Here is a 12654-nt window from a genome sequence, read left to right as displayed (position 1 = left end):
GGCTCGCAGGCCCCGCAGTCGACGCACTCGTCGGGGTGGATGTAGAGCGAACGCTCACCCTCGTAGATGCAGTCGACCGGGCACTCGTCGATGCACGCACGGTCTTTCACGTCGACACACGGAAGGGCTATGACATAGGTCACGGTGGCTCGCTGTCCCTTCGAGAAGCTGGATCTTCAGTCTAGGCGTCGCGCGGGCGCGCGGAGGGCAGCTTGGGCCAGGCGACCACGAGCACCGCGATGAGCGCCGGGGCGATCGACCACACGGTGCCGGTCAGGTCGCCGACGATGATCACCGAGCCCCCGGGGCCGGGCAGTGTGAGCACTGCCACCGCGACGACGATGCCTGCGCCGGCCGCCGCCGCAGCGGCCCTTCCTCCGGCGACCAGGCGAATGCCGAGCAGCAGCGCCGCAACCCCGACGAGAGCCGCCACGAGCCCCCAGGGGATCGCGATCTCGCCGATGCGCAGCACCGACCGGTGACCGACCGTCGCGAGCGTGCCGAACGCGAGTCCGATCAGGAACGCGATGACGATGGTGCCGATTCGACCGCCGCGGTTCGTCATTTCGGCTGCGGCGTGACCGTGTACGACACGGTATCGCCGTCTCCGGCCACGAGCACGAGGTACTCGCTGTTGGAGTACACCACGGCGCCCGTGTTCTGTCCGGCCAGGGTCGTGTCTTCGGTGAAGCCCGCCGTCTCGAGCTTCGCCGCGGCCTCGGCGACCGGGTCGGCCGCCGTCGAGGTGATCATGACGGTCCACCCCGACGTGCCGCCGGCTTCGCCGCCCGCGGCGAAGCCGATCTCGCCCTCGATCAGTTCGACCGTCGGCGGGAAGTCGGCCGGCAGCTCGCCGCCGAGGCTCACATCGCCGCCCGTCGCATCTTCGATGGCGTCTTCGACGCCCTGGTTCACGAGGTCACCGGGATTCGGGAAGCACCCCGAGAGCAACGTCGCGGCCAACGCCGCGATCACCGCGGCGGTGGCCGCACGACGACGGGTGGTGATGGGGTGTCGCATGACCGGCTCCTCGTGTGCGATGGGAAGAGAGGGGAACGGATCGGCCATGCAATACGCAGCACGCCGCGCCATCCGCTCGTCCAGCTCGAATTCTAGCCGCCCGGGCCCACGTGGGCGATGGCGTACCGTGGAGCCTGCACACGGAACGGACCGTTTGGAGAGGACCGACGATGGCCGAGACCAACGCACCCGCAGCTGCTCCCGACGTGCTCGTCGAGCAGGGCGGCGGCATCGCGATCGTGACGATCGATCGACCGACGGCGCTCAACGCCCTCTCTCCCGAGGTGCTCCGCGCGTTGCTCGGCATCTTCGAATCGCTCGCCGCGGCGGGCAGCGACGTACGTGGCGTGCTCCTCACCGGCGCCGGCGGCCGCGCGTTCGTGGCAGGCGCCGACATCCGCTCGATGTCGAGCCTCACTCCCGAGCAGGGCGCCGACGCCGCGCGGCTCGGCCACCGCGTCGCGGCCGCGATCGAAGGTCTCGCGGCCCCCGTCATCGCCTGTGTCGACGGGTTCGCCCTCGGCGGCGGTCTCGAGCTCGCTCTCGCGTGCGACTTCATCTACGCGACGGATGCCTCGAGCTTCGGTCAGCCAGAGGTGCACCTCGGTCTCATTCCCGGGTTCGGCGGCACGGTCCGCCTTCCCCGCGCCGTCGGACTCGCCCGGGCGAAGGAGCTCATCTACACGGGCCGCCGCATCGACGCGGCTGAGGCCGCGGCCATCGGGCTGGTGGTGCGCACCTTCTCCGATCGCGACGCGCTCTTCGCCGGCGCCCGCGCGACACTCGACGAGGTGACCACGAACGCGGCGCCCGCTGTCGCCATCTCCAAGCGGGTGCTCGTCGGCGCGGCCGGACGGCGCACCGAGAGCGCGACCGAACTCGAGGTCGAGGGCTTCAGTGACGCGTTCCGCACCGACGACATGCACGAGGGCGTCGCGGCGTTCATCGAGAAGCGCGAGCCGCGCTTCACCGGCGCGTAGCTTCGGTGGCCACGTGGGTTGAGGAGGCGCGTGGCCCCGCGGGTTGCGGAGGCGCGCCAGCGCCGTCTCGATACCCGACGAACGCGGGCGGCCGACGTCAGCGTGTCAACCGAGGCGCGCGGCGAGCCAGGCGAAGCCGTCGAACCGCACGCCGTCGACCCCGAACATCTCGAGGTGCAGGTGCGGGCCGGTCGACTGGCCGGTCGTGCCCACGAGACCGATCTGCTGGCCGGCCGTGACCCGGTCGCCGACCGAGACGCCGAGCGAGCCGAACTGCATGTGGCCGTACGAGCTCGTGATGAGCTCGCCGCCGATGTTGTGCTGCACCTCGACGTTGACGCCGAGGCCGCCGCCGTTCTCGGTCGCGAGCACGACGACGCCGTCGGCGATCGACATCACGGGTGTTCCGTTGCCGGGGTTGAAGTCGACGCCGTCGTGGTTCGTCGAGCAGCCGGCGCAGGGCGCCGAGCGCGGACCGAACCCGGAGCTGCGACGATCGGGCGACAGCACGGGCCAGACGACGGCATCGGTGTCGATCAGCGAGACGTCGCCGACGCTCGCCACCTGCGAGACGATGGGCGGCGGTGCCGCTTCCACGTTGTACTGCTCGGCGGCCAGCATCGACATGACGCCGTCGCTGCCGACCTCGACGGTCTGAGGCTCGTAGTGCACGGTGTCTTCGGCCGGAGCGTACACCGAGGCACGAACCTCGGTGTCGGTCGCGGTGATCGCGAGCGCGGGCACGCTCGTCGCGATCATCATGCCGCCGACGAAGGTCATCGCGATGACCGAGAAGGCCGGGCGCACGGCGCGTCCGCGCCGGGTGGGGCGCGAAGGCTCGGGAGTCGAGCGCGCCGCCCCGCGGGGGGTGGCGGAGTCACGGGCGACGGTGGGGCGGAATCGGGCAGAGCGGGAGGAGGCCGCGCGGCGGCCGTGTGTGGGGAGAGTCATGTGGTGCGTTACGTATCCGGGTCGGGGGAAGTCGAGACGGTCTCGCCGGGGGTGCTGAGACAATCTCGCCTACCGTACGCAGCGAGTCTGGGAGGAAGCTCCGTTATTCAACCGTTATCTGGGAAAGCCCCGAGAGCGCTCTCCCGGATCACGACAAAGCGGATGCCGCGGAATCGGTCGACTCCGCGGCATCCGCTCGTGTTCTGCTTGTTCGGGCTAGCCCTGCTTCTTCAGGCGCGAGGTGTTGCGAGCGCGCGCCGTGGCGTCGAGCTCGACCTTGCGGATGCGCACGATCGCCGGAGTCACCTCGACGCACTCGTCTTCGCGCGCGAACTCGAGGCACTGCTCGAGCGAGAGTTGACGTGACGGCGTCATCGACTCGAACGTGTCGGAGGTGGACTGACGCATGTTGGTCAGCTTCTTCTCCTTCGTGATGTTCACGTCCATGTCGTCGTTGCGCGAGTTCTCGCCGATGACCATGCCCTCGTAGACCTCTTCGGTGGGGTTCACGAAGAAGGTCATGCGCTCCTGCAGGGCGATGATCGCGAACGGCGTGACGACGCCGGAACGGTCGGCGACGATCGAGCCGTTGTTGCGCGTGACGATCGAGCCGGCCCACGGCTCGTAGCCGTGCGAGATCGCGTTCGCGATGCCGGTGCCGCGAGTCGTCGTGAGGAACTCCGTGCGGAAGCCGATGAGGCCGCGGCTCGGCACGATGAATTCCATGCGCACCCAGCCCGTGCCGTGGTTCGCCATGTTGTCCATGCGGCCCTTGCGCGCGGCGAGCAGCTGCGTGATCGCTCCGAGGTACTCTTCGGGGGCATCGATCGTCAGGTGCTCGTAGGGCTCGTGCGTCTTGCCGTCGACCTGCTTGGTGACCACCTGCGGCTTGCCCACGGTGAGTTCGAAGCCTTCGCGACGCATCTGCTCGACGAGGATGGCGAGGGCCAGTTCACCACGGCCCTGCACCTCCCACGCGTCAGGGCGGCCGACGTCGACGATCTTGAGCGAGACGTTGCCGACGAGTTCACGGTCGAGGCGGTCTTTCACCATGCGGGCGGTGAGCTTGTGGCCCTTGACCTTGCCGACGAGCGGAGAGGTGTTCGTGCCGATCGTCATCGAGATGGCGGGCTCGTCGACCGCGATGATCGGCAGTGGGCGCACGTCGTCGGGGTCGGCGAGCGTGTCACCGATCATGATGTCTTCGAAGCCGGCGACCACGGCGATGTCGCCGGGGCCGGCGCTCTCGGCCGGGTACCGGTCGAGTGCCTTCGTGAGGAAGAGCTCGGTCACGCGCACGTTCTGCACGGAACCGTCGTGCTTCACCCAGGCGACCGTCTGGCCCTTCTTGATCGTGCCGTGGAAGACACGGAGCAGTGCGAGGCGGCCGAGGAACGGCGATGCGTCGAGGTTCGTCACGTGCGCCTGCAGCGGGTGCTCGTCGTCGTAGACGGGAGCCGGGATGTGCTGCAGGATCGCCTCGAAGAGCGGCTCGAGGTCGTCGTTGTCGGGCAGCTCGCCGTTGGCCGGCTTGTGGTGGCTCGCGGCGCCGTTGCGCCCCGACGCGTAGACGACGGGAACGTCGAGGATCGCATCGAGGTCGAGGTCGGGCACGTCGTCGGCGAGATCGGAGGCGAGGCCGAGCAGCAGGTCCTGGCTCTCGGCGACGACCTCGTCGATGCGGGCGTCGGGGCGGTCGGTCTTGTTGACGAGCAGGATGACGGGCATGCGCGCCTCGAGCGCCTTGCGCAGCACGAATCGGGTCTGCGGCAGCGGGCCCTCGCTCGCGTCCACGAGCAGCACGACACCGTCGACCATCGACAGGCCGCGCTCGACCTCACCGCCGAAGTCGGCGTGGCCGGGCGTGTCGATGACGTTGATCGTGATGGGGCCATCGGTCGCGTGCGCGCCCTTGTACGAGATCGCCGTGTTCTTGGCGAGGATCGTGATGCCCTTCTCACGCTCGAGCTCGTTCGAGTCCATGGCACGCTCTTCGAGGTGCGCGTGCGCGGCGAACGAGTCGGTCTGCCGGAGCATGGCGTCGACGAGCGTCGTCTTGCCGTGGTCGACGTGGGCGACGATCGCGACGTTGCGCAGGTCATTGCGGGTGGCGTTGGCCATAGTTGGTCCTCGAGGATGCCGGCCGCCGCGCCGCCCGAGCGGCGTGAGCACGCACGGGGACAGCATGGAAGCGCTGTGATGTAGGTCTGTGGGGAGCGCGGGAAGCCGCAATGACGGCGTGCGCCCCTCTAGCGTACCCTGCCGCGCGCCCGGCCTGCTGAGAACGCACGAGCGCCCGCCATCCGGATGCCGGATGACGGGCGCTCGTGTCGTGCTTCTGTCGCTCGGGGCTTACGCTCCGAGCTCGATGTTCGCACCCGGGATCGCCGCGAGGAGATCCTTCGTGTACTGCTGCTGCGGGTTGTCGAACACCTCGTCGGTGGTCGCCGCCTCGACGATCTTGCCCCGCTGCATCACGCAGACGTGGTCTGCGATGACCCGCACGACCGCCAGGTCGTGCGTGATGAACAGGTACGTCAGGCCGAGCTCCGCCTGCAGATCGGCGAGCAGGCGCAGGATCTGCGCCTGTACGAGCACGTCGAGCGCGGAGACCGCCTCGTCGAGCACGACGATCTCGGGCTTGAGCGCGAGCGCGCGAGCGATCGCGATGCGCTGACGCTGGCCGCCCGAGAGCTCGTTGGGGTACCGGCTGACGAGGGTGCGCGGCAGCGACACCTGATCGAGCAGCTCGTACACCCGCTCGCGGCGGGAGGCGACCGTGCCGACCTTGTGCGTGAAGAGGGGCTCGGAGATGGTGTTGCCGATGTTGCGCAGCGGGTTCAGCGAACCGTACGGGTCTTGGAAGACCGGCTGCATGCGGCTGCGGAGGTTGAACAGCTCTTTGCCGGTCACGCTCGCGAGGTCTTTGCCGCCGACCACGATCTTGCCGCTCGTCGTGTCTTCGAGCTTCAACAGCATCTTGGCCACGGTCGACTTGCCCGAACCCGATTCGCCGACGAGCGCCATTGTGGTGCCCTTCGGGATCTGGAACGACACCTTGTCGACCGCGGTGAAGTCGCCGGAACCGCGGATCTTGAAGACCTTGGTGAGGTCTTCGACCACGATCGCCGGCGGGGCCGGAGGAGCCGCCGCGAGCGCCCCGGCGCGAGCTTCGGCGGTGGCGATCAGGTCGATCGCCTCGCCCGCGGCATCCGCTGCGCCCTCGTGCATCGACGATTCGGCGGCGGCGATCGAGCCCGTCGCCTGGATGCGGCGCGAGGCGAGGCTCGGTGCTGCAGCGACGAGCCGCTGGGTGTACGGGTGCTGCGGGTTCTGCAGGATCTCGGCCGACGGGCCGGACTCGACGACCTTGCCCTTGTACATGACCACGAGCTGCTCCGCGCGCTCGGCCGCGAGGCCGAGGTCGTGCGTGATGAACAGCAGGGTCGTGCCGAGTTCACGGGTCAGCGACTCGAGGTGGTCGAGGATGACGCGCTGCACCGTGACGTCGAGCGCCGAGGTCGGCTCGTCGGCGATGAGCAGCTGCGGGTCGGCCGCGAGTCCCATGCCGATCAGCACGCGCTGCCGCATGCCGCCCGAGAACTGGTGCGGGAACTGCTTCATTCGCCGGTCGGCATCGCCGAGACCCGCCTCTTTCAGCACTTCGATCGCACGCTTCTTGACGGCCTTGCGGCCGCTCGCGATGCCATTGGCCTGGATCGCCTCTTCGACCTGGAAGCCGATCGACCACACGGGATTGAGGTTGGACATCGGGTCTTGTGGAACGAACCCGATCTTGCGGCCGCGAACGGCCTCCATGTCCTTCTTGCTGGCCTTCGTCAGGTCTTGGCCGTCGAGGAGGATCTGGCCCCCGGAGATGTGCCCGGTGCCCGGGAGCAGGTTGATGATCGCGTGCGCGGTCGTCGACTTGCCGGAGCCCGACTCCCCCACGATCGCGAGGCTCTGCCCACGGTAGAGAGTGATGTTCACACCGTCGACGGCCTTGACCAGACCATCTTGGGTGTTGAAGCCGACCTGGAGGTTCTTGATCTCCAGCAGCGGCCGCTCGGCGCCTGGTGCGCGTTCTGTCTGCACGTTCGATCCGTTCGAAATCTCGCTCATCGCTGTGCCCTCGCCTTCGGGTCGAGCGCATCGCGCACGACCTCGCCGAGCATGATGAAGCTCAGCACGGTGACCGACAGCGCGATCGAGGGAAGGATCAGCGTCTGGGGCGCGGTGCGCAGCGAGGTCTGGGCCTGGCTGATGTCGTTGCCCCACGACATGATGTTCGTCGGCAGCCCGACGCCGAGGAAGGACAGGGTCGCTTCTGCGACGATCGCCGACGCGAGCGAGATCGTCGTGATCACGATGACCGGTGCGATCGAGTTCGGCAGCACATGGCGCAGCAGGATGCGGAACCGCGAGACTCCGAGCGCCGTCGACGCCATCACGAAGTCGGCGTTCTTGACCCTGAGGATCTCGGCACGCAGCACGCGCGCCGTGGCAGGCCAGGCGAACAATCCGATGGCGAGCGAGATCACCCACACGTTCCGGTATCCCGAGAGCACCGACATGATGACGACGGCCGCGAGGATGTAGGGGATCGAGAAGAAGATGTCGCCGAGGCGCGAGAGCACCGCGTCGAGCCATCCGCCGTAGAAGCCCGCGAAGGCACCGAAGACGACGCCGAGGATCGCCACGAGCGACGTCACGATGATGCCGACGGCGAGTGAGGTCGAGGTGCCGTGGATGATGCGCGAGTAGATGTCGCAGCCCTGCTTGGTGAAGCCGAGCGGGTGCCCGTCGGTCGGGCCGCCGTTGCTGTTGGCGAGGAGGCAGTCGTTGTTCGGCGGCGTCTGGGTGAACCAGCCCGGGAACAGGGCGACGACGACGACGAGCAGGATCAGCACGGAGGAGATCCAGAACATCGGGCGCTTGCGCACGTCGTTCCAGGCATCCGTCCAGAGGTTGGAGGGCTTGCCCTCGGCCTTGACCGAGTCGATCGCGACGAGCGGAGTCTCGTCGAGCGGGGCGACGAAGTGCTGCTGGTCTGGTCTGGTGTTACTTTGCATAACGGATCCTCGGGTCGAGAACGGCGTACAGAAGATCTACCAGCAGGTTCACCACGAGGTAGATCAGCACCATGATCGTCACGAAGGAGACGACGGTCGGTCCCTCTCCGCGAATGATGGCCTGGTAGAGCGTGCGGCCGACACCCGGCACGTTGAAGATGCCCTCGGTGACGGTCGCGCCGACCATGAGCGTGCCGAAGTCGACGGCGAGGTAGGTCACGACCGGAATGAGCGAGTTGCGCAGGATGTGCACGGGGACGATGCGGTTGCGGGACAGGCCCTTGCTCGCTGCGGTGCGAACGAAGTCCTGCCCACCCGTTTCGATGACCGACGCCCTTGTCAGTCGAACGATCTGGGCGAAGCTGATCGTCGCCAGCACGATCGCCGGCAATATCAGGTCTTGGGTCGGGGCTCCGGGACCGACCGTGGTCCTGAACCAGCCGAGATAGATGCCGAAGAACCACTGCATCACGAACGCGAGCACGAAGATCGGCAGCGAGATCAGGATCAGGCTCACGACGAGCGCGCTGGCGTCGAAGATGCCGCCCTTGCGCAGTCCCGACACGAGGCCGATCGTGATGCCGGCGACCATCTCGAAGAACACGGCCATCGCCGCGAGACGGAGCGTGACGGGGAAGGTCGCCATCAGGATCTCGGAGACCGGCTGTCCGGAGAACGAGACGCCGAGGTCGCCCCTGAAGATGTTGCCGAGGAAGATGAAGTACTGGACGATGAACGGCTGGTCCAGGTGGTACCGCTCGCGCAGGGATTCGATGACCGACGGGGGCGGGGTCTTGTCGCCGAACAGCGCGACGATCGGGTCGCCGGGCATGGCGAAGACCATGAAATAGATCAGGAACGTGGTGCCGAGCAGGACAGGGATCGCCTGCAGCAGTCGGCGCAGGATATAGCCGGCCATGGATCAGGCCCTGCGTTCTGCGTATGTGGACATGTTGAAAGAAACCTCACCGTTGTGCGAGTTCGACTCCACGATGCTACGCCGATCAGGCGAACACCGCGGATACGTGGGAGTGGGGCGGCAGCCTGCTCGGCTGCCGCCCCACGGGCGTCTCAGAGTCTAACCCCGAGGCGTCCTCGATCGAGAATTACTCGCTCTTGGTGATCTGGTAGTACAGCGGCACCGAGTTCCAGCCGAACTCGACGTCGTTGACCAACTCGCTCCAAGCGCCGTTGACCGTGGAGTACCACAGCGGAACGACCGGGAGGTCCTGGAAGAGGATCTCCTGTGCAGCCTGGAACTTCTCGTTGGCCGCGGCGATGTCGGTCTCGGCGAGGCCCTCCTTCAGCAGGGTGTCGACCTCGGGGTTCGAGTAGTCGCCGTCGTTGGAGCCGGCACCGGTTCCGTAGAGCGGGCCGAGGAAGTTGAAGAGCGCCGGGTAGTCCGCCTGCCAGCCCGAACGGAATGCCGTCTGGATGGTGCGGTCGGTGATCTTCGTGCGTGCTTCGGCGAACGTCGGGTAGGGGTCACCCGAAGCGTCGATGCCGAGCGTGTTCTTCAGACCGTTCGACACAGCGTCGACCCAGGCCTGGTGGCCGCCGTCGGCGTTGTAGGCGATCTTGAAGGTGCCGTCCCACGGAGCGATCGCGTCGGCCTCGGCCCACAGCTTCTTCGCCTCGTCGGGGTTGTACTCGAGCACCTCGGAACCCGGGATCTCTTCCGAGTAGCCGTCGATGACCGGCGACGTGAAGTCGTGCGCCGGGGTACGGGTGCCGGCGAAGATCACGTCGGTGATCTCTTCACGGTTGATCGCGAGCGAGATCGCCTGGCGGCGGAGGTTGCCCTCTTCACCCGAGAAGTGCGGCAGACGCGCGGGGATCGTGAACGACTGGAAGATCGCGGCGGCCTGGGTGACCGAGCGGTCGGCGAACTCGTCTTCGAAGGTCTCGAGGGCGGAGTCGGGGATCGCGTCGAGCACGTCGAGGTTGCCACCCTGGAGGTCGGCGTACGCGGCGTCCTGCGAGGCGTAGAAGATGATGCTCAGACCACCGTTGACCGCCTTGCGGGGACCGTCGTAGTCGGGGTTGATGACGAGGTCGATCTTCTCGTTGTGCTTCCAGGCGCCTTCGCCGTCGAGCATGTACGGGCCGTTGCCGACCGGGTTCTCGCCGAACGCGGCGGGGTCGTCGAGCGCGCCCTCGGGGAGCGGGTAGAAGGCCGAGTAGCCGAGACGCAGCGGGAAGTCCGACTCGGGCTGCTTCAGCGCGACCGTGAAGGTCGTGTCATCCACGACCTCGAGGCCCGGAAGCTCAGGAACCGACTCGTCGTAGCTGAAGCCCTCGATGGACTCGAAGAAGTACTGCGAGAGCTGCTCGTTGGCAGTGTCTGCGCCGTAGTTCCACGCGTCGACGAACGAGTTCGCCGTGACCGGCGAACCGTCGGAGAAGGTCTGGTCGGCCTTCAGCGTGATCGTGTAGTTCTGCGCGTCGTCGGTCTCGATCGACTCGGCGACGTCGTTGTGAGCAGCACCCTTGGCGTCGTAGTAGACGAGGCCCGCGAAGATCGCGTCGAGGATCTTGCCACCACCGACTTCATTGGTGTTGGTGGGGATCAGCGGGTTCTGGGGCTCGGAGCCGTTGGTCGTGATGACCGCGGTGGCATCGCCCGCGGGCGCCGACGGGTCAGCGCCGCCACTCGTGCAGCCCGACAGCGCCAATGCGCCGGCGGCAGCAAGAGCAATGGCGGCTACGCCGATTCTCTTGATCTTCAATGTTCCTCCTGATGAGATGTGCGACGACCGCACGGCTCGTGGCCGCGCTGGAGCGCTGGTAGATCGAGACTATGAACCCGGTCACCCCGAAGCAAACCCGAACGGCAAACCGTTACCGACGCGCAACCTAGCGACACACGCATCGCCGAAATTCGTCACGAATCCGCACGATTCTTGCGTTTTGGGCGCTCGTGCGAAGATTGCGGCATGTCTGCTGCACGACGACTGCGGCTCGAGGTCGCCATCGTGCTCGGGCTCTCGCTCGGGGCATCCGCCGTCTACTCGATCGTCTCGATCGTGGCCAAGCTGACCGCGGAGACGCCCCTCGGCGAGCAATCGGTGGCGCTGAACCCCTCTCGCGCTCCACGTGAGTGGCTCGATTTCACCTACCAGTTCCTCGATGTGTTCTTCGGGCTGTTCGCCGTCGCACTCGTGCTCTACCTGCTCTGGCAATCGGGGGGCAACCCGTTCCGCCGCATCGGACTCGACCTGTCGAGACCGGGGCGTGACGCGGCATCCGGCGTGCTGCTCGTCATCGCCATCGGGGCGCCGGGCATCGCCGTCTACGCACTCGGCCGCGCACTCGGGGTCACGGTCGCCGTCGAGGCCTCGCCCGCCGACTGGCTGTGGTGGACCGTGCCGATCCTCGTGTTCCGTGCGTTCGAGGCGGCCGTCACCGAAGAGGTCATCGTGGTCGGCTACCTGTTCACGAGGTTCCGCGAGCTCGGCGTCGGCCCGTGGGCGACGATCCTGTCGAGCGCGGTGCTGCGCGGCACGTACCACCTCTACCAGGGCATCGGCCCGTTCTTCGGCAACGTCGCGATGGGCATCGTCTTCGGCTGGTGCTACCAGCGCTGGGGGCGCACGCTGCCACTCGTCATCGCGCACTGGATCATCGACATCGTGTCGTTCGTCGGCTACCCGCTCGCCGTCGGCTGGTGGCCCGGGCTCTTCGCGGTGCCGGCGGGCTGAGCGGTTCGAGCCGGCTGACCGGTTCGGGCCGGCTGATCCTGGCGAATCGGATGCCGCGTGCGCACCGTTCTCGGCAGGTGGTCGCTCCCGCCGAGCGCGACCACTGTCGCCGGCATCGGCGGCAGCGACTCCTCGGCGACCTCGACGCGCACGTCGGAGTCGGTGCCCCGTACCCGTGCCAGATCGAGTCCGCTGCGCCGCGACGGCGTGCAGACGGCCGAGTAGAAGCCCTCGTCGCCGAAGACGCTGCCGCTCGCGAAGTCGGTGATCGACTGGGCCCTGCGCAGCGCCTCGGCAGTGGCAGGATCACGCCGCTCGAGAAGGCCCGCCCGCTGCTCGAGTCCGAAGCCGCGGCCGGCCAGCATGGAGGTGCCGACGAGGAACCCCACGAACCCGACGGTCGTGAGCACCGTGATGAGGTCGACGGACATCATGCCCCTCCGCTTCGAGAGAACCCGGGCCCTGACGAACCCGCGGGTGAATTCGAGAGAACCTCAGTGTACTCCCGGGGGTGAGCATCGGGGCCGCCCTGATCCGTCGGATCGCGCAGCTTGCGAGCATGAGGGCATCCACCGCCACGCGGGCGCCGACCGGCACCGCCGGACACAGAGTCGGAGCTGAACCATGTCACTCGCCGCTGCCTTCGCCACAGGCCGTCTCGCTGCCCGCGCCACGGACCGCCGCTTCGGCCCCGGCCGCGACCACCGCGAGGCCGAACGTCGTGAACTCGAGGTGCGCGAGGCCGAGCTCCGGGTCCTCGCCCGTCGCAGCCCGGTCGCGCCCCCGGTCGCCGCGCGTCGCGACTACACCGAGCGCGGGCGCCACGCCGCCCCGCGACCCGCCCGCGCCTGAGCGGGATCGCGGCGTCGAACCTCCCTACGCGAACGCCGCTCCTTCGTCGCGGCGTGAAACCGCTGTGCTCTCTGGTCG

General features: G+C 67.7%; 12 protein-coding genes and 1 pseudogene. 3 read left to right on the top strand and 10 right to left on the bottom strand.

Features of this window, described 5'->3' with window-relative positions; translation table 11 throughout:
• The 3 genes and pseudogenes from H521_RS26550 to H521_RS0120365 all read right to left on the bottom strand — a co-directional run.
• A pseudogene (locus H521_RS26550) lies at window positions 1–143 on the bottom strand (ferredoxin); the annotation flags it as partial.
• Between the two features lie 38 nt (window positions 144–181).
• Window positions 182–565, bottom strand: a complete 384-nt coding sequence (locus H521_RS0120370; protein WP_022894846.1) for a DUF6113 family protein — start codon at window positions 563–565, stop codon at window positions 182–184.
• Window positions 562–1020: a hypothetical protein gene (locus tag H521_RS0120365; protein WP_156891630.1), complete on the bottom strand. Its 459-nt coding sequence runs from the start codon at window positions 1018–1020 to the stop codon at window positions 562–564. Before H521_RS0120365 ends, H521_RS0120370 begins: the two co-directional genes overlap by 4 nt.
• 170 nt (window positions 1021–1190) lie before the next feature.
• Between H521_RS0120365 and H521_RS0120360 the strand changes: the two genes are divergently transcribed.
• The gene (locus H521_RS0120360; protein WP_022894844.1) at window positions 1191–2000 is read left to right on the top strand and encodes an enoyl-CoA hydratase/isomerase family protein; all 810 of its coding nucleotides are present in this window, start codon (window positions 1191–1193) and stop codon (window positions 1998–2000) included.
• Window positions 2001–2105: 105 nt separating this feature from the next.
• On the opposite strand, the gene H521_RS24690 is transcribed toward H521_RS0120360, so the two are convergent.
• The 6 genes from H521_RS24690 to H521_RS0120330 form a co-directional block, all read right to left on the bottom strand.
• Window positions 2106–2951: a M23 family metallopeptidase gene (locus H521_RS24690; protein ID WP_022894843.1), complete on the bottom strand. Its 846-nt coding sequence runs from the start codon at window positions 2949–2951 to the stop codon at window positions 2106–2108.
• Between the two features lie 216 nt (window positions 2952–3167).
• The gene (typA, locus tag H521_RS0120350) at window positions 3168–5072 is read right to left on the bottom strand and encodes a translational GTPase TypA (RefSeq protein WP_022894842.1); all 1905 of its coding nucleotides are present in this window, start codon (window positions 5070–5072) and stop codon (window positions 3168–3170) included.
• 231 nt (window positions 5073–5303) lie between these two features.
• Complete coding sequence (locus H521_RS0120345) at window positions 5304–7073, bottom strand: dipeptide ABC transporter ATP-binding protein (protein ID WP_022894841.1); 1770 nt, start codon at window positions 7071–7073, stop codon at window positions 5304–5306.
• Window positions 7070–8023, bottom strand: coding sequence for an ABC transporter permease (locus H521_RS0120340; protein ID WP_022894840.1), 954 nt, complete (start codon window positions 8021–8023; stop codon window positions 7070–7072). The genes H521_RS0120345 and H521_RS0120340 overlap by 4 nt, the downstream gene beginning before the upstream one ends.
• Entirely contained in the window at window positions 8013–8942 is a 930-nt protein-coding gene (locus H521_RS0120335) for an ABC transporter permease (RefSeq protein ID WP_022894839.1), read from the bottom strand. Before H521_RS0120335 ends, H521_RS0120340 begins: the two co-directional genes overlap by 11 nt.
• 187 nt (window positions 8943–9129) lie before the next feature.
• Window positions 9130–10752 (bottom strand): peptide ABC transporter substrate-binding protein, encoded by a 1623-nt coding sequence (locus H521_RS0120330; protein ID WP_022894838.1) that lies wholly within the window; start codon window positions 10750–10752, stop codon window positions 9130–9132.
• 207 nt (window positions 10753–10959) lie between these two features.
• Between H521_RS0120330 and H521_RS0120325 the strand changes: the two genes are divergently transcribed.
• Window positions 10960–11724, top strand: a complete 765-nt coding sequence (locus tag H521_RS0120325; RefSeq protein WP_022894837.1) for a CPBP family intramembrane glutamic endopeptidase — start codon at window positions 10960–10962, stop codon at window positions 11722–11724.
• Here the strand turns inward: H521_RS0120325 and H521_RS0120320 are convergent.
• Window positions 11670–12158 (bottom strand): hypothetical protein, encoded by a 489-nt coding sequence (locus H521_RS0120320; protein WP_022894836.1) that lies wholly within the window; start codon window positions 12156–12158, stop codon window positions 11670–11672. The two genes, H521_RS0120325 and H521_RS0120320, sit on opposite strands and share 55 nt — an antisense overlap.
• A 190-nt stretch (window positions 12159–12348) precedes the next feature.
• Here H521_RS0120320 and H521_RS0120315 point away from each other — a divergent pair, with 190 nt between their 5' ends.
• Window positions 12349–12576, top strand: coding sequence for a hypothetical protein (locus H521_RS0120315; protein ID WP_026482538.1), 228 nt, complete (start codon window positions 12349–12351; stop codon window positions 12574–12576).
• Window positions 12577–12654: the final 78 nt, after the last annotated feature.

The organism is Agromyces subbeticus DSM 16689 (assembly GCF_000421565.1).
GTDB lineage: Bacteria > Actinomycetota > Actinomycetes > Actinomycetales > Microbacteriaceae > Agromyces > Agromyces subbeticus.
The sequence above is the reverse complement of the archived record's forward strand: the minus strand, read 5'-3'. Positions and strand labels throughout refer to the sequence as shown.